The organism is Bradyrhizobium sp. WYCCWR15520 (genome assembly GCF_056174665.1).
In genome coordinates this window covers 12,355-29,396 of sequence record NZ_JBWBWM010000007.1, presented here as the reverse complement: position 1 = coordinate 29,396, position 17,042 = coordinate 12,355, and the positions used below count along the sequence as shown (strand labels likewise).

At 61.2% G+C, this 17,042-nt stretch carries 18 protein-coding genes; 7 read left to right on the top strand and 11 right to left on the bottom strand.

The window, feature by feature from the left end:
* The first annotated feature begins 13 nt into the window (after positions 1–13).
* The gene (locus AC0QUY_RS09680) at positions 14–2,503 is read left to right on the top strand and encodes a hypothetical protein (RefSeq protein WP_475386663.1); all 2,490 of its coding nucleotides are present in this window, start codon (positions 14–16) and stop codon (positions 2,501–2,503) included.
* Here AC0QUY_RS09680 and AC0QUY_RS09675 read toward each other — a convergent pair.
* The 4 genes from AC0QUY_RS09675 to AC0QUY_RS09660 form a co-directional block, all read right to left on the bottom strand.
* Positions 2,500–2,724 (bottom strand): hypothetical protein, encoded by a 225-nt coding sequence (locus AC0QUY_RS09675; RefSeq protein WP_475386662.1) that lies wholly within the window; start codon positions 2,722–2,724, stop codon positions 2,500–2,502. The two genes, AC0QUY_RS09680 and AC0QUY_RS09675, sit on opposite strands and share 4 nt — an antisense overlap.
* A gap of 325 nt (positions 2,725–3,049) precedes the next feature.
* The gene (locus AC0QUY_RS09670) at positions 3,050–3,274 is read right to left on the bottom strand and encodes a hypothetical protein (protein ID WP_475386661.1); all 225 of its coding nucleotides are present in this window, start codon (positions 3,272–3,274) and stop codon (positions 3,050–3,052) included.
* Between the two features lie 126 nt (positions 3,275–3,400).
* Entirely contained in the window at positions 3,401–3,604 is a 204-nt protein-coding gene (locus AC0QUY_RS09665) for a hypothetical protein (RefSeq protein WP_475386660.1), read from the bottom strand.
* Between the two features lie 184 nt (positions 3,605–3,788).
* Positions 3,789–4,325: an HNH endonuclease family protein gene (locus tag AC0QUY_RS09660; RefSeq protein ID WP_475386659.1), complete on the bottom strand. Its 537-nt coding sequence runs from the start codon at positions 4,323–4,325 to the stop codon at positions 3,789–3,791.
* 365 nt (positions 4,326–4,690) lie between these two features.
* On the opposite strand from AC0QUY_RS09660, the gene AC0QUY_RS09655 reads away from it, so the two are divergent.
* From AC0QUY_RS09655 to AC0QUY_RS09645, 3 genes are all read left to right on the top strand, one after another.
* Positions 4,691–5,842 (top strand): slipin family protein, encoded by a 1,152-nt coding sequence (locus tag AC0QUY_RS09655; RefSeq protein ID WP_475386805.1) that lies wholly within the window; start codon positions 4,691–4,693, stop codon positions 5,840–5,842.
* An 80-nt stretch (positions 5,843–5,922) separates the two neighbouring features.
* Positions 5,923–7,281 carry an RtcB family protein gene (locus AC0QUY_RS09650; RefSeq protein ID WP_475386658.1) on the top strand — a complete coding sequence of 453 codons (1,359 nt, stop codon included), beginning with the start codon at positions 5,923–5,925 and terminating at the stop codon, positions 7,279–7,281.
* Positions 7,282–7,637: 356 nt separating this feature from the next.
* Complete coding sequence (locus AC0QUY_RS09645; RefSeq protein WP_161853758.1) at positions 7,638–8,381, top strand: Crp/Fnr family transcriptional regulator; 744 nt, start codon at positions 7,638–7,640, stop codon at positions 8,379–8,381.
* A gap of 85 nt (positions 8,382–8,466) precedes the next feature.
* Here the strand turns inward: AC0QUY_RS09645 and AC0QUY_RS09640 are convergent, their stop codons facing one another.
* From AC0QUY_RS09640 to AC0QUY_RS09620, 5 genes are all read right to left on the bottom strand, one after another.
* A complete protein-coding gene (locus AC0QUY_RS09640) occupies positions 8,467–8,664 on the bottom strand; it encodes a hypothetical protein (protein ID WP_161853759.1) in 198 nt (65 codons plus the stop codon).
* Positions 8,665–8,707: 43 nt separating this feature from the next.
* Entirely contained in the window at positions 8,708–8,920 is a 213-nt protein-coding gene (locus AC0QUY_RS09635) for a hypothetical protein (RefSeq protein WP_065754203.1), read from the bottom strand.
* A 207-nt stretch (positions 8,921–9,127) separates the two neighbouring features.
* Positions 9,128–9,574: a phasin family protein gene (locus tag AC0QUY_RS09630; RefSeq protein ID WP_475386657.1), complete on the bottom strand. Its 447-nt coding sequence runs from the start codon at positions 9,572–9,574 to the stop codon at positions 9,128–9,130.
* Between the two features lie 401 nt (positions 9,575–9,975).
* Positions 9,976–11,619, bottom strand: coding sequence for a chaperonin GroEL (gene groL / locus AC0QUY_RS09625; protein WP_161853761.1), 1,644 nt, complete (start codon positions 11,617–11,619; stop codon positions 9,976–9,978).
* Positions 11,620–11,710: 91 nt separating this feature from the next.
* Complete coding sequence (locus tag AC0QUY_RS09620; RefSeq protein WP_057833773.1) at positions 11,711–12,025, bottom strand: co-chaperone GroES; 315 nt, start codon at positions 12,023–12,025, stop codon at positions 11,711–11,713.
* 383 nt (positions 12,026–12,408) lie between these two features.
* Between AC0QUY_RS09620 and AC0QUY_RS09615 the strand changes: the two genes are divergently transcribed.
* Complete coding sequence (locus AC0QUY_RS09615; RefSeq protein ID WP_057833772.1) at positions 12,409–12,696, top strand: usg protein; 288 nt, start codon at positions 12,409–12,411, stop codon at positions 12,694–12,696.
* Between the two features lie 150 nt (positions 12,697–12,846).
* Positions 12,847–13,395 (top strand): cupin domain-containing protein, encoded by a 549-nt coding sequence (locus AC0QUY_RS09610; RefSeq protein WP_161853763.1) that lies wholly within the window; start codon positions 12,847–12,849, stop codon positions 13,393–13,395.
* Positions 13,396–13,532: 137 nt separating this feature from the next.
* On the opposite strand, the gene AC0QUY_RS09605 is transcribed toward AC0QUY_RS09610, so the two are convergent.
* On the bottom strand, positions 13,533–14,783 hold the full coding sequence (locus AC0QUY_RS09605) for a NupC/NupG family nucleoside CNT transporter (protein WP_475386656.1): 1,251 nt from the start codon (positions 14,781–14,783) through the stop codon (positions 13,533–13,535).
* Between the two features lie 111 nt (positions 14,784–14,894).
* Here AC0QUY_RS09605 and AC0QUY_RS09600 point away from each other — a divergent pair, with 111 nt between their 5' ends.
* Positions 14,895–16,118 carry an MFS transporter gene (locus AC0QUY_RS09600; protein WP_475386655.1) on the top strand — a complete coding sequence of 408 codons (1,224 nt, stop codon included), beginning with the start codon at positions 14,895–14,897 and terminating at the stop codon, positions 16,116–16,118.
* 146 nt (positions 16,119–16,264) lie between these two features.
* Here AC0QUY_RS09600 and AC0QUY_RS09595 read toward each other — a convergent pair whose 3' ends face one another.
* Positions 16,265–17,029, bottom strand: coding sequence for an SDR family oxidoreductase (locus AC0QUY_RS09595; RefSeq protein WP_475386654.1), 765 nt, complete (start codon positions 17,027–17,029; stop codon positions 16,265–16,267).
* Positions 17,030–17,042: the final 13 nt, after the last annotated feature.

Here is a 17,042-nt window from a genome sequence, read left to right as displayed (position 1 = left end):
CGGAAGACGGGCGATGATGAACCTGGGGGGCGGTGAAGCGACATCACCGTTCTTCATCAACGCACTAAAGCCGATGACGATGGGCTTTACTGCCCCGGCGGATATTCTTCTCCTTGATAACAACGGCTACCCGACATCAACGCCCAGCGCGACCATAACGCTGTCAAGCTCTGCCGCGACATGGCCGGGAGTCCAATACAAACTGGCGTGGCCCTCCACGCGCACGTTCCGGATGACCTTTGTAGGGAACTACACATCCGTCTCGTCCAGCAACGCCACCATAACGGGCGGGGCAGGAAGTAACATGACGGTATCGAGCCAGTCCGGCTTGGCTGGTCATGTTGTTTTCACCACGACGGAAACTGCGTTCTCGATCCAAATGCCCGCGACGGGGACATATGCCGCGGGCAGCGGCGAGGTCGCCCTGTATCGCGTCAGCGATGAAGCGGATTATCTCGCCGGCAAATACTTCACGCCCGAGTTCGTTGACGTTTTGCAGGGTTGTGCGCCGCGAGGCATCCGACCGATGGGGTGGGTAAACGGCAGCTCCAACAACTTCAACGGCGAAACGACCTGGAGCCGCAGAGCAACCCCAAGCAGCCTATCGTGGAAGAACCAATTCAGGGCCGGGATCTATGGCGGGGTCATCAGCGGGACTGATGTCTACACGGCGTCGGCTGCCGCGGACACGCCCGGATCATGGACCCACGGCGAGCAGTATCAGGGCGTCTTCACCAACCGGGCGACCAGCATTCAGGTCACCGGAGCGGCCAACAACGGAAGCGGGCTTGTCAGGCTGACCGTAAGTTCTACCGCGACCATGACCACCGGCCAGACGGTCTGGATCGTTGCCGTCGGCGGCACGACGGAAGCGAACGGGCGCCCTACGATTACCGTCATCGACGGCACACACATCGATCTACAGGGCGTGAACTTCGTTAATGCCTATACCAGCGGCGGCACTGTCGGCGCCCACACCATCAACATTGGCGGCCGTGGCGCAAAATTCCTTGCGAACAATAGCGCCAACCCGCTGTTTTCGATCACGTCATCTGATGGACCAAACGCAAGCAACACCCTGGGAACGCTGACTTACGATTCGGTTCTCGATATCGTCATGTATAACGCGGGTGGTATCGCGGCCTCGATCCCGATAGAGGCGCAGGTCGCTCTTGCGAACGAAGTTGAGTGTCATCTTTGGGGGACGATTCCAGCTTGGGCGAGCGACGACTATGTGACCAGCATGGCCACCGTCGTCCGGGATAACCTCGGCGCAGGTCTGAAGTTCTACCCGGAATATTCGAACGAGATCTGGAACAATCAATTCCCGCAAACGAGGTGGTCCGCTGAGCGATCGACAAAATTTGGATTTACGTCGAGCTTTAGCTGGTACGCCCTTCGGGTGCGGGAGTTGATGGGCGATGTCATCCCGGCTGTGTTCTCCGGTCAGATGTCGCGGCTGCGCCGGGTCATGGCGTACCAGGGCGGCGGCAGCAGCGGCGCCAACATCAACCCCCGATTCAAGGGGTCGGAGTTGGTTCCTGGCGACGCTGATTATAACGCCTATACCGGGAGTGCCAATTACTCCGCTTCGCCTGACAGACCGATCGATGTCTGCGAAGTCATCGCCTATGCGCCATATGCCGGCGGCACGCATCTCTGCTATGGCGCCGACAATAATCTGAGCTACACCCCAACCTCGCAAAACACTGCTTACTATCAGGCGATCGTTGACGCTTGGGACGGCGCTGATTCGGCAACCGCTATTGCGCTGGTTGACGCCGACATTCGCGAAGGGCGAATGGGCATCCAGACCGTCACAGCGTCCGGCACCACCTTCACCACGCCGGTTGCTCACGGTTGGTCCGTTGGCCATCGCATCTGGTTTAGCGTGAGCGGCGGCACGATCTATAGCGGCGTGTCGGCTTACAAGATGTACTCGATCGCCACTGTTCCGACCTCCACGACATTCACCATGCAGGAGTTCGTCGGCAACAACGCCAGCGGTTCGGCGATTAACGGCGGGTCGGCCGGCACGGGAACGATGAGCGTTGGCCGAACGCTTGTCACGCTGGTTGACGTGACCAAGATGCACCTGTTTGCGGAATCGATCGCAGAGACCTTTGTCGGTGATCGGCCGGTTGGGATGAGCAATCTCTCGATCGAGCAATACGAGGGCGCCCTTGAACCGCAGGGGCCGTCTGCTGCTCAGTGTACCTCATTGGGTCTCACGGGAAGCGACCCCGCAGCGTCGATTGCCGCGGCTATCGTGGCATGGAAAAACGATCCTGCGGCTGCGGCTACCATCCAGCTTTACTACGATCAGGCGCTCGGGCTTGATCCAGCAATGCCCAACACCTACGGCCTGATGACGTATCAGGCGGCTACATCACAACTCGTTCTTGCGGGGGCAGGTCTCTATGGGGTGCTGTCGGGGAATTACCCGAATTCGACGCCGTATCAGACCTATACAGGCTTTGCCCAGTACAACGGCGTGCCCTAGTCCTTAAACGGATCTTCGAAGCTGAAGGCGCGGGCAGCCAGCGAGTATATGATTAGACCGGCGGCGATCGTGAGCCCTTTTGCGAGGCCAACCCGATTGCTACGATCGATCCGGAAAAGGCGAGAACGCCGGCCGTTACGGATTTCATTATCGCCCACATCATGAGCGAATCGATCGCCGCCATCGCGACCATCGCGGCTATTACGAATTTCATTGTTCATCTCGTCGGCGCTCCGGCGCAGGGCCAGCCAAAATTGCTTTGATAGAAAGATATACCCCGAAGGGGAAAAGTAGCATTGCTAAAAATTGCTCTAGGACGCTCATTCCGCTGTTCTACCCCACCTCTCCACATCAGCCAATCCCCCTTGGGACGGTTAATGTCTCAGGGAGAGCGTGGAGGTGCTAGGCTGGCCTCCAGTGCGTTTATGGCCTGTTCCATGCGAGGGCTTGCCCAACCTTCTGGCGCTGGACCTCGGTCTTGGAAGGACCCATATTCTAGAATAAATTCCAGAGCCCACCGAGGCACTTCAACCTTTTCCTCAGAGTTCATAGCTTACCCACTCCTTGGCCAAGTGCGCGGATTGCGTCAACGGCAGCCATCCCAAGCGCCTTAGCCTCGTCCTCGTAGAGCGGAAACGGGACTTCGCCGCATTCGTCCCAAGCCTTCTTGATGGCTGCCGTGGCAGCGTCGCAGGCGAGGTCGTATTCGGACGGCTTGCCCTGGTCGAATCCGGGGGAAGAAAAGCCGCGGCGCAAATTAACTGTGGTCATGGGTGTAATGCTCCTCGCTTAGCACCAGCGGTGCAAATTGATGATAGCCGCCCAGATGACGGCCATGACGGCATTCCCGCCTACAAACGCTATCCATTCTCTATTGGTCAGCATGGCGATTCCTGTTTAGCTGCGCGAGACCGCCCGCAGGCGGTCTAATTCGTCTTGCTGAAGCGTTCCGGTGATGCCGTCAGTCAGGTCATGGATGACCATCTGCGCCGTGTTCAGTTCAGTCCGGAGCCGCTCGATCTCATCGGCCGCGTCCTCCATTAGCCCCTCGTCTGCCGGCCGATGGCGCAGAAGGTCTACTATATCGACTTCTTTGGGCACGTCAGAACTCCCTGCTCAAGAGTGTGGATACCGTTCCCAGCGGTACGCTGCCCATAATTGGTGGCAGGCTAGATTCCGGCTATCGACCATCGCCCAACTGAGCAGCGTCCGCCAATTGTACGGCGGGATGTTGAATAGCCACTTATAAATGAACCGCTTCATGGAGGTCCTCCTCGGTGTTCGGTCAGGACAGGGCGGCCCGGAGCCGGGCCAGATCATCCATCTGACGGTCTGGCCATAGCGGATCGCCCGCCAAGTGGTGGCCGCACATAGCGCAATAGACCCACCATTCATCGATCGGGTCGGCGCAGGCCGAGCACTTCTTATCGATGTGCGCGTGGCGGACATTGACGCGGGTCGTGGTGACCTGAAGATTGGCGCGGCGATTGTCTAGACCGTCGCCGTTTCGATGGTGAACGACCAAATCTGGGTCTGGCTTCATCAATAGGCGGTGCATGGAAATGATCTTGCCCGCTCCGGTTCCCCTGCGCTTGCCCCTCAAACGAGCATAGGCATAGGCGGTGTTCCCCATCTTCCGGCCGTGCCAGTTGTACTGGGTCAGCAGGTCGTAATCGGCGGTGTCGGCCAGAACCGTAAAGCCGTTGCTAGTATAAATTCGCAGGAACGCACCGAGAACTGGCTGTGTCAGCCCGGTGCCAGAATCCGATCCCGTTCCCACATTGTTCGCTGAACTTTGTTCTGGTTTGTTGGCCTCGGTCATTCCAGCCTCCTTTGAATCCTTGAGCTTTTCGGCCCTGTTCTCGTTTAGCCTAGTTCCTCTGAAGGGGACCGGACGCGCGCTTCAGTCGCGGTCCGGCCGTCTTGCCGAAAGGCTTTTCGTCCGAACTCAGACACTGTGAGACCGGCTTTGCGCCGCGGTGGATACTGCTTGCGCTGATGCCGGGTGGCTACGTGCGAACGCTCGACTTGCGTCGAGCGATCGCGCGCGTGCGCCCGTCGTCGCGCAGGCTCAAGCCCGGCCCGCCGATTTTTCAGGAAGCGTCGTCCGCGTCCTCACGTCCTTTGCAAAACGAAACCCGCTTTCCGACCCCGCGAGGGCCGGAGGGCAAACCATGGAGGCGTCCCATGACCTGGCATTTGCTGATGAAGACGCTGACGGTGAAGGATGGCGAGCGCGCCTTGCTGACGCGTAACGGCAGGCTTGAGCGCGTGCTCGAACCCGGTCGTCACCGGCTGATCGATCTGCGGCGTCAGTTGACGGCGGAGATCTTCAACGTCGTTCGCACCGAATTTCCCGCCGAGCGTTACGCGGTGCTGAAGGCCGCGCGGCCTGATCTCGCGGCGGAATTGTTCGAGGCGGTGGAGACGAAGGCGAACGAGATCGCCATCGTCAGCCTCGACGGCCGTCCCGTGCACCTGATGACGCCCTGGCAGGCGCGCGTCTACTGGAAGGTCGCAACCTCAATCGATGTCGAGCGCATCGATGTGGAGAACGATCCCCGCGTGACCGCGCGTCACCTGGCGATGATCGAGCGCAACCGTCCCACCATCGTGACGGAAGCGGTGGTTGAGAACCACGAGGCCGGTCTGCTCTACGTCGAGGGCCGGCTGGTGGAGCGGCTCGCGCCCGGCCGGCACGCGTTCTGGATCGCCGGCCGCAAGATCGAGGTCAAGCGCCTCGATCTGCGTCCCCAGGCGGTCGAGATCACCGCGCAGGAAATGCTGACGAAGGATCGCATCGCCCTGCGTGTGACCTTGACGGCATTCCGCCGGATCGTCGACCCCGAGCGCGTGGTCGCGGCCGTGCCCGACGTGGATGCGTGGCTGTACCGCCTGGTGCAGTTCGCGATCCGCGAGGCGGTGGCAGGCCGCACGCTCGACGAGGTGCTCTCGGCGAAGGCTGCGCTGGACGCGGAGCTGCGGGACTATGTCCGCGACCGTGTCGTGGACAGCGGTGTCGAGGTCACGGAGCTCGGTGTGAAGGATGTGATCCTGCCCGGCGAGATCCGCGAACTCGTCAACAAGGTCGTGGAGGCGGAGCGGGTCGCGAAGGCGAACCTGATCCGCCGGCAGGAAGAGACCGCGGCAACGCGCTCGCTCCTGAACACCGCCCGGTTGATGGAGGAGAACCCTCTGCTGCTGCGGCTCAAGGAGCTGGAGTCGCTGGAGCGGCTCGTTGAGAAGGTCGGCCGGATCGACCTGCATGCAGGCGACGGGCAGGGCCTCGACGCGCTGCTGAGCAAGCTGGTCCGCATCAAGTCCGCGGAGAACGCGTAAGAAGAAGGGTCGCCCATGGGCGGCCCTTCACTGAATGAACGGAATGCGACAAGGAACGATAAGTTCGTCGGGGCCAAAACATGAGGGTATCTCAGACCATTGACGGCAACACCCTGATCGCCTGGGGCTTTCGACCCGGGCGCTGGTTCAAGGATGCCTTGGAGACCGCCAGCATCATGCGTGCCGGGGGCGCGGATGACGATGCGATCTTTGTCGCGCTGCAGGCCATGCAGCCGATCGAAACACTGATGCGGACCAACGGCCTCCAATTCTCGATGCTGATCGATGCCGAGAACGAGTTGGAACGTGACAACATCGCAGCGGTGGCCCAGCACATGGATGCGTTGATGCGAGTCCCGACGATCGTGGCCGGCGCCGTGATACCCGATGCCTGCCCGTCCGGCACGGCGATCGGCACGATCCCGGTCGGCGGAGTCGTGGCATGCGACGATGCGATCCATCCTGGATTCCATTCGTCGGACATTTGCTGCTCGGTCGCCATTACCGTGTTTGCTCGCAAGGATGATCCCAAGCGCATTCTTGATGCCGTTCAGGATGTCACCCATTTCGGTCCGGGGGGCCGAGACGGCATTCACATGCCGCCCGACGAGATTATGTCGAAGTTTGCCGGCAATCCGTTCTTGAGGGGACTCGAGAGGTTCGCGATCGGTCACTACGCCACGCAAGGCGACGGCAATCACTTTGCCTATGTCGGTCACCTCAAATCGACGGGTCATGCCGCATTGGTGACGCACCATGGCTCTCGCGGCCTTGGTGCCCAGGTTTACAAGCGCGGAATGGCTGTCGCCAGAAAGCACACGGCGATTCACGCGCCGAAGACCCCCGACCACAATGCCTGGATCAAGGCGTCAAGCGATGACGGCCGTGCGTATTGGGAAGCTTTGCAGATCGTGCGACTCTGGACCAAGGCCAACCACCATGCGATCCACGACCTTACCGCCACGAAGATCGGAAATGGTGTCGCCGATCGCTTCTGGAACGAACACAACTTCGTCTTCAGAAAGAAAGATGGCCTGTTCTATCACGGCAAGGGCGCTACCCCGAACTGGGCCGGTTTCTCGGATGATGATGACGGGCGCACCATCGTTCCGCTCAACATGGCCGAGCCGGTCCTGCTTCTGAAGCACAAGGACAACAAGGACTCACTTGGCTTCGCTCCGCACGGCGCCGGGCGCAACGTCGGACGCAAGGCTTTCCTGCGCGAGAACAAGCCTCGGCTGCCGACCGGCATCGATGCCCGCTTCTATTGCGGTAAGCCCGACCTGTCGGAACTGCCAGAGGCTTATAAGAACGCCGCATCGGTACGATCGCAGATCACGAAATACGGCCTCGGCGAGGTGACCGATGAGGTGATCCCGTACGGCTCGATCATGGCCGGCGATTGGGAAGCCGATGCGCCATGGCGGAAGGCCAGATGAGCGTCTGCGGTCCAGCATCGCTGGCGCCGTAAAACTGTTGCAGAAAAAGGACTGATCACCCGCAAGACCGACATTGTCCGGAAATGGAACTTTGCTCACTGTTACCCTGCTACCCGTATTGTTACCGTATTACCCATGCGTATTTTGCGGTTGCGTCCGCCGGCTCATTTGCATCTAACTTCTTAAGGTCGCTGCGAGCAGACGGTCCGCCTTGCGGCCGCATGTTTGGAGTTTGTTACTTTGAGTGATGGTGTTGTTGTGAGTACGCGTTGAGAGAGCAGCTTTAGTCTATGTTGAAACGGCCGTTTCGCGACACTCCAAGTGCGGGGTTCTCCGGAGTGAAACCTGGCGACGCCATGAGCAATCGCCTTCTTGCAGCATTGCCTGCACCGGATCTCCATCTGCTGGAACCCGAACTGGAGATGATCGCGCTCGATCAGGACGCGGTCATTTCGCGGGCGGGTGACGATATTGAATACGTTGTCTTTCCTCATAGCGGCGCTATCGCGTTGATGATCGACATGGCGGACGGACACACGGTTGCTACCGCGGCAGTTGGGCGTGAGGGAGCTGTCGGCATGCTGTCGGTGCTCGGGCCATCACCTTCGACGACGACGGCTATCGTTCGTGCGGCCGGCACCGCCTCTCGGATTCCTGCATCGCGATTTTTCAGCGCTTTTAGCCGAAGCCCGGCGATCCGACGCATGGTTCAAACTCATGTCAGGGCGATGTTGGTACAGTTCCAGCTCGGTTTGGCCTGCAATGCGCTGCACCCGGTCGAAGCCCGCATGGCTCGCTGGCTGCTTCGCCTGCGCGACTGCGTCGACCATGATGCGCTCCCAATCACGCAGCATGCCCTCTCGCAAATGCTCGGCGTGCGACGTACGACCGTGACGCTCGTAATGCGTAACCTGCGAACGCGTGGAGCAATCAGGTCCGATCGACGAGGCCTGATCGAGATCGACCGGGCGCGGCTCGCGGCGGCAGCGTGCGAATGCCACAACGCCATGTGTCTCGAAGTCGAGGAAATCTTCGCGACGAATTCGACCGAATCCCGGATGGCGGCTCTGCCCGAGATCAAATCGCGCGATGCGATGTGAGCGCGTTTCGCGCGACCGTTTGAGCTACCACGTCGCGACTTGCCGCGAGCGCATTACAGGACGGCCCGTCAAGCAGCTGATGCAATCAGGTTTTCGGCCGCCGATCACGTTCAGGCGCCGACCCGGATGCTGCCTCGAGCCTCGCAATTTCCCGCAACACCTTCGCCGTCTGGAGCAGCTCCTTGCGCTCGGGACCCGGCTTCAGCCGCCGTGCTTCATCAAGAATGTCCTTGGCCTGCAGCAGCCAGGTGGATGTTTCATTTGAGATCTGCATCCGTGGCATGGCGTCCCCTCTATCGCGATCGTTACCCGATCCTTGTCAGCGATTACGCCGGGGCGCCCGCGCGGCGATGCCGCACCCGGATGCTCGGCTCGTCGACCCAGGCTTCGCGGGCAAACCACGGATGATCGGTGTGACAGATCACGCAACGCGTACGCGAAAAAAATACCGGGCGACGGCCGAAGCTTTCGCGATCGGTCTTGATGCCGGTGGGAATAGCCAATCCGGTTTGCGGACATTTGACCATAACCATACCCATGTCGCTCTCCCCTGCGATTGTCTTGATCGTTTGGTGCAAAAGCACCGGCCGGTTGGAATGCGCCCTGTTATCGGTGCGGGTTACTTGGGGGGCATCGCGCACCTTGTTTGGTCGAGCACGGGCAGTGGGGACTGCATGCTCGCCGGGCTCGTTTCCAACCGGCCGGATCTCCTCCAAATTCCTTGGGCGTGAACTGAGCGGGCCTTGTTAGCCCGCCTGGTGGAATACCTTGGTGAAGTGCTTCCTGATCGGCTCACCGGTTTCGGTCGCAAGCTTCTGGGCAAGGATCCACAATTCCTTGTTCTGGTCGGAAGCGGCGTCGAATGCCTTGCGCGTTTGCGCCGCGGACAACGTGAAAACGTCGGTCGCCGACTTGCTGCCGCAGAGATGGATCAGGAAGTCGAGCGCAGAGGCGGCATTGGCGTTTGAGATTTCAAACACCTTCAGCCCGTAGTCGGTCGCGCCTCTCGCATTGCTGGAATAGCTCTCGCGCAGCGCTTCCGTCATTTGCTCCGAAGCGGCCTTGATCTTCTCGAAGCCTTCCCGTGCGCGGGCCACGACCTGGTCGTTGGCTCCGATGCCAGGCAAGGCGATCTTCGAGAAATCCGGCAGCGGCGTCCCGAATACATTGGTTCCATTTGGTGTCACTTTCATTTCGCTTTCACTCACGCAACATTACTCCTTCTCAAGCGAAAGCATTCTCCGCGACGCTCGCATGCGTCACGAGAGCTCACGCTCCGTGTTCGACCAGATTTTGGATGAGCTTTGATTTAGCCCCGACCCGATACAACTTTGCGTCAGGAGAAGCGGAACGTCGGTTCGAATTCCGACTCTCGCGAAAATTTTTTTGAGAATTGTCAACCTAAACGATCGTATATTTACGGGAGGGTGTGCATAACAGGGATATCGCCGAGAACGGGGAGCCTTTTATTCAGCGTAGCGTTGCACGCGACCCTTCACCTGCTGTGGCGGCTAGCTACGTTATTCGCCAAACAAAAACCCCGGCATCGCTGCCGGGGTTTTGCATTTTTCCTAACCGCTTTGGGTGACCGGACTTAGAAGTCCATGCCGCCCATGCCGCCGCCGGGGGGCATGCCGCCGCCGGCCGGAGCGTTCTTCTTCGGCAGTTCGGCGATCATGGCTTCGGTGGTGATCAGGAGAGCCGCGACCGAGGCCGCGTTCTGGATTGCCGCACGAACCACCTTGGTCGGGTCGATGATGCCCTTGGAGACCAGATTGCCGTATTCGCCGTTCTGCGAGTCGAAGCCGTAGGAGTACTGCTCCTTCTCGAGGATCTTGCCGACGATGACGGACCCGTCTTCACCCGCGTTGATCGCGATCTGGCGGGCCGGCGCGGAGAGCGCCTTGCGCACAATCTCGACGCCGGTCTTCTGGTCGTCGTTCTGGGTCCGGATGCGCTTCAGCTGCTCGGAGGCGCGGAGCAGGGCGACGCCGCCGCCCGGCACGATGCCTTCTTCAACCGCCGCGCGGGTCGCATGCATCGCGTCATCCACGCGATCCTTGCGCTCCTTCACCTCGACTTCGGTCGCGCCGCCGACGCGGATCACCGCGACGCCGCCCGCGAGCTTGGCCAGACGCTCCTGCAGCTTCTCACGGTCGTAGTCCGAGGTGGTTTCCTCGATCTGCGCCTTGATCTGCTGAACGCGGGCCTCGATGTCGGCCTTCTTGCCGGCGCCGTTGACGATCGTGGTGTTTTCCTTGTCGATCATCACCTTCTTGGCGCGGCCGAGCATCTGCAGCGTGACGTTCTCGAGCTTGATGCCGAGATCTTCCGAGATCGCCTGACCGCCGGTCAGAACCGCGATGTCCTGCAGCATGGCCTTGCGGCGATCGCCGAAGCCCGGAGCCTTTACGGCCGCGACCTTCAGACCGCCACGCAGGCGGTTGACGACGAGGGTGGCGAGAGCTTCGCCTTCGACGTCTTCCGCGACGATGACCAGCGGCTTGCCGGTCTGCACCACGGCTTCGAGCAGCGGCAGCAGCTCGTTCAGCGAGGAGAGCTTCTTCTCGTTGATCAGGATGTAGGCGTCGTCCATTTCAACGCGCATTTTGTCGGCGTTGGTGACGAAGTAGGGCGAGATGTAGCCGCGGTCGAACTGCATGCCCTCGACGACGTCGAGTTCGGTGTCGAGCGACTTGGCTTCCTCGACCGTGATGACGCCTTCGTTGCCGACCTTGGCCATCGCCTTGGCGAGGAAGTCGCCGATCTCCTTGTCGCCGTTGGCGGAGATGGTGCCAACCTGGGCGATTTCCTCGTTCGAGGTGACCTTCTTGGAGTTCTTGGCGAGGTCGGCGACCACGGCTTCAACAGCCAGATCAATACCGCGCTTCAGGTCCATCGGGTTCATGCCGGCGGCAACCGACTTGGCGCCTTCACGGACGATCGCAGCCGCCAGAACGGTCGCGGTGGTGGTGCCGTCGCCGGCAGCATCCGCCGACTTCGAAGCGACTTCGCGCACCATCTGCGCGCCCATGTTCTCGAACTTGTCGTCGAGCTCGATCTCCTTGGCGACGGTGACGCCGTCCTTGGTGATGCGGGGAGCGCCGAACGACTTGTCGAGCACGACGTTGCGGCCCTTCGGACCGAGCGTGACCTTCACGGCGTTGGCGAGAATGTCGACGCCGCGCAGCATGCGGTCGCGGGCATCGACGCCGAATTTGACTTCTTTGGCTGACATATTTGGTTTCCCTGAGTTGATCTTTGTTTCTCACCCTGTCGGGGAGGCGCCTTGCGGGCGCTCCTCAGGGTGAGCGTGGCAGGCGAAGGGCTTAAGCGGCCTTCTTCTTGGAGGCGGGGACGTCGAGCACGCCCATGACGTCGGACTCCTTCATGATCAGGAGATCTTCACCGTCGATCTTGACCTCGGTGCCCGACCACTTGCCGAACAGGACGCGGTCGCCAACCTTGAGGTCGATCGGGATCAGTTTGCCGGCCTCGTCACGGCCACCCGGGCCGACGGCGACGACTTCGCCCTGGGAAGGCTTTTCCTTGGCACTGTCCGGAATGATGATGCCGCCAGCGGTCTTCTCTTCGGCGTCGATGCGCTTGACCACGACGCGGTCGTGAAGCGGACGGAATTTCATGCAGTCCTCCTAAGTTTCTGAAGATGTTATCAGAATTGGAAATTTTGGCAGTCCGAGCCAGCGAGTGCTAACTCGGCTGCGGCTGATTTAGGCCAGTCTTGTTCGGGGGACAAGGGTGTCTAGCAGAAAAATTGGCACTCAAATATGACGCCTGCCAATTTCATTAATCATGATTAATCGGGGCGCGGAATCCCGGGGCCCCCGTATTAGCAGATGCGGTAAGCTGCTGCTAACGCGTGAATTTTCAACAGTTCGTTAAACATTTAGACTTGTGATGGGTTGGTATCGTGCGTCACATTTCTCTCATGTGAGCGCATCTCCGCCGGGGTGGCTCGGTGTGTGGCCACCCACGTGAAATGCGCTTCCAGCAATGGAGGTTTGGCATGGTCTCGCGGGTTGGAGTTGCTTCCGACGACTTCCGGAAGCAGGTGCTGGGTTACGGGCTGACGACGGCGCAAATTCTGTATCGAATGCCGGATCACCCCTCATTGCTGCAGACCTATGTCTGGCAAAACTACGATCTGTTTCCGAAATTCCCCGCGCTCAAGGATTTCCTCGCCTTCTGGCAGGAAAAGCTTGATGGCCCGCTGTTTTCCGTCACGGTTGCGCATTCCAGACTGATCAAGCCGGCCGAGCTGCGCGCGGTCGATGGCGTGTTCAGGCTGCATTGATTGAGGTGCCGCAGGGTGGGCAAAGGCGCTTGCGCCGTGCCCACCATCTGACACTCAGCTCGCGATGGTGGGCACGCTGCGCTTTGCCCATCCTACGAAATCCGATTTGTGTTAGCCTCCCGCCACAAACAAACAAAAAGGGAGGCACCGATGGCCAAGAAGAAAGTCGCCTCACGCGCCGCGGCGCAGTCCGCCGTAAGGAAGAAATGGTCAGGCCACAAGACGGCGGCCAAGTCCTCGGCTCGCAAGACGATCAAGTCGAAGGCGAGGGGCGCGTCTGCCGCAAAGGCAAAGCCAGTCAAGAAGGCGCGGCCGAAGCAAACCATCGCCATCAGCCATCACCGCGAAGAAGATTTCAAGGCTGACGGCCTGCGCACCTACGCAAAATACCGCGACCTCGGAATTGCGGACGCTACCCACGGTCTGGCGCAGGCGCATGTGATCCGCTTGCAGGGTCCTTGTAATCCGGCGGAAGTTTCAAAACTGCACTACCACGACGTCGAATTCCAGATGGTCTACGTGCTCAAGGGCTGGGTGAAGACCTACATGGAAGGCCAGGGCGAGACGCTGATGCAAGCGGGCAGCGCCTGGACCCAGCCGCCGCGCATCAAGCATCTGATCATGGATTATTCCGACGACGTCGAACTGCTGGAAGTGATCTTGCCGGCGGAGTTCAAGACGGTGGAATTGGCGAGTTGATTCCGTAGCCCGGATGGAGCCAACGGGTCGCGCGAATGCGCGCCCGATGACAGGCTCCGCGAAATCCGGGAACGTTGCGAGTGTTGAACACGTGTCCGGATTGCGCTGCGCTTCATCCGGGCTACGGGCTGATGTACCTACGTCAACACCCCCACCATCGCGCCCATCAGGCACGTCGTCAGCGTACCTGACACAATCGACTTCAAGCCCAGCGCATTGATCTCCTCGCGACGCTCCGGGGCCATCGTCCCGAGGCCGCCGATCATGATGCCGAGGCTGGCGAAGTTGGCAAAGCCGCACATCGCATAGAGCATGATCAGCCGCGAGCGCGGATCTAGCGCATCAGCGTCGAGCTTCGACAGTTCGACATAGGCGATCAGTTCGTTGAGGATGGTCTTGATGCCCATCAGGCTTCCGGCCGTGACGGCTTGCGGCCAGGGCAGGCCCATCAGCCAGCACACCGGCGCCATCAGGTAGCCGAGCAACCGCTGCAGCGAGATTTTGGCGCCGCCAATCTCGGGCAACAGTCCCAAAATCGCGTTGGCGAGATAGACCAGCGCCACCAGCACCAGCAGCATGGCGACGATGTTGAGCAACAGCTCGAGCCCGGCCGTGGTGCCCTTGACGATCGCATCCATGGTGCTTGAGACGTGCATATCAGGATCTTCCAATGATCCTCCGGTGCGCTTGTCCGACGTCTCCGGCACCATGATCAGACTGATCAGGATCGCGGCCGGCGCGCCGAGCACCGATGCAATGACAAAATGCGCCGCCGCATCCGGGATCAACGGCGCAAGGAACGTGGCGTAGAGCACCAGCACCGTGCCGGCGATACCGGCCATGCCGCCGGTCATCACCAGAAACAATTCGCTGCGGGTGAGCTGCGCCAGATAGGGGCGGATGAACAAAGGCGCCTCGACCATGCCGAGAAAGATATTCGCCGCGGCGGACAGCCCCACCGCACCGCCGACGCCGAGCGTGCGCTCCAATAGCCACGCCATACCGCGCACGACCGGCGGCAGCACCCGCCAGTAGAACAGAAGCGTCGTCAGAACGCTCATGACCAGCACGATCGGCAACGCCTGAAAGGCCAGGATGAAATCCGCGCCCGGCGCCTTGAGATCGAAGGGAAGGGCGCCGCCGCCTAGATAGCCGAACACGAAGGAAGTGCCGGCGCGGGTAGCCGCCGAGATCGTGTTGACGGCGTCGTTGATGGCGCCGAACGCCTTGGCCACCGGCGGCAGCTTGAGCAGTACCAGCGCGGTGACGATGGTGACGGCCAGGCCAACCGCGATTTGCCGGATCGAAACCGCGCGGCGGTTCTCGCTGAGCGACCATGCGATTGCCAGCAATGCCAGCACGCCAAACGCCGATTGCAGTTGCAGCATGAATCCCCCGAAACCCCGGCAGCGATTATGCCAGCGCCGCAGGGCCGCGCAATGCCGTGTTGCGGGGCTGCCCGTTGACATCTGCATCGCGCTCGGCCACCCCGTCTGCCCATGTCCTCGACGATGCCGGTGGGCGCCCGCGAACTGCTCAGGCACGCCCCGTTCCTTTATTTCCTGCTGTCCCGCAGCCTGTCGCGCTTCGCCAGCCAGATCGCGGCGGTCGCGATCGGCTGGCAGATCTACGATCTCACCGGCAGCGCCTTCCTGCTCGGCATGGTCGGGCTGGTGCAATTCCTGCCGACGGCGCTTTTGGTTTTCGTGGCCGGCCATGCCGCCGACCGGTTCGAGCGCAAGCGGGTGGTGCAGCTTTGCCAGCTCGCGGAAGCGGCGACCGCGCTGTTCCTGGCGGTCTCGACCTTTGCCGGGTGGCTCAATGAGGTGCAGATCTTCATCGCCACCTTCGTGATCGGCATCGCCGGCGCCTTCGAGAGCCCGGCAACGGCGGCGCTGCTGCCGCTGATCGCGCCCAGAGGCTCGCTGCAGCGCGCGACCGCGATTTCCTCCGGCGCCGCCCAGGTCGCGACCATCACCGGCCCCGCGCTCGGCGGTCTCGCCTACGTCTTCGCGCCGAGCCTGCCGTATCTTGTCATCGTCATCTTCTGGCTGATCGGCGCAGTTCTCACCGGCTTCATCCGCGCAGAAAAGCAGGACGTTTCGAACGAGGATACGACAGCGGATGATGTGTTTGCCGGCGTCCGCTTCATCCGCAACAATCCGGCGATCCTCGGCACCATCTCACTCGATCTGTTCGCCGTTCTGCTCGGGGGCGTAACGGCGCTGCTGCCGATCTATGCTCGCGACATCCTGCAGACCGGCCCGCTTGGCCTCGGCGTCCTGCGCGCAGCGCCCGCGGTCGGTGCGCTCCTGATGACCGCCTATCTCGCGCGTCACACCATCAATCGCCATGTGGGATTGCGGATGTTCCAGGCCGTGATCGTGTTCGGCGCGGCGACGGTGGTGTTTGCGCTGTCGCAATGGATGTGGCTGTCGGTACTGGCGCTGGCGATGCTGGGCGCGGCCGACACGATCAGCGTGGTGATCCGCTTCTCGCTGGTGCAGCTCGCAACGCCCGACGAGATGCGCGGCCGGGTCGGCGCGGTGAACTTTCTCTTCATTAACGCCTCCAACCAGCTCGGCCAGTTCGAGAGCGGCGTCACCGCGGCGCTGTTCGGCACCGTGCCGGCCGCCGTGCTCGGCGGCGTCGGGACGATTGCGATTGCGCTGTTGTGGATGAAACTGTTCCCGGCGCTGCGGAAGGTGGAGAGGCTGGAGTAGGGCGCTCGCGTCCCTCAGTCGTCATTGCGAGCGAAGCGAAGCAATCCATTGCGCCACCACGTGCGGAGGCGTGGATTGCTTCGTCGCTTCAGCGCAAAATTGCTTTGCAATTTTGTCGCGAGCTCCTCGCAATGACGGCTGTGGAATCAGCCCCGTCCCACGAACGGCATCTTGGTCGCCATGACAGTCATGAACAGCACGTTGGCATCGAGCGGCAGGCCCGCCATGTAGGCCACCGCATCGCCGACCGCCTTCGCGTCCATGCGCGGTTCGTGCTTCATCGTGCCGTCGGGTTGCATGACGCCGGGGCCGGCGACCATGCGGTCGGTCATCGGCGTTGCGGCATTGCCGATGTCGACCTGGCCGACCGCGATATCATACATGCGGCCGTCGAGATTGCTCGCCTTGGTCAGGCCGGTGATCGCGTGCTTGGTCGACGTATAGGCGGCGGAGAACGGCCGCGGCGCATGTGCCGAGATCGAGCCGTTGTTGATGATGCGGCCGCCGCGCGGGTTCTGGTCCTTCATGATGCGGAAGGCGTGCTGGGTGCACAGGAAGGGGCCGGTGAGATTAGTGTTCACCACCGCCTGCCACTGCTCCAGGCTGAGGTCCTCGAAATTGACCGGCGGCGCGCCCATGCCGGCGTTGTTGAAGAGCACGTCGAGCCGGCCATAGGTGTCCTTCACCTTGGCGAACAGCGCCGCGATCGAATCCGGCTTGGTCATATCGGCGGAAACGCACATGCTCTTGCCGACATTGTCGCCGAGCTTCTGGGTTTCCTCCAGCATCTCCATGCGGCGCCCGGCCAGCACCACGGTGTAGCCAGCGTTCATCAGCGCCAGCGATGCCGCGCGTCCGACGCCGGTGCCTGCACCGGTAACGAGCGCGATCTTGTTGGTTGTGTCGGCCATGTTTTTCCTCGCC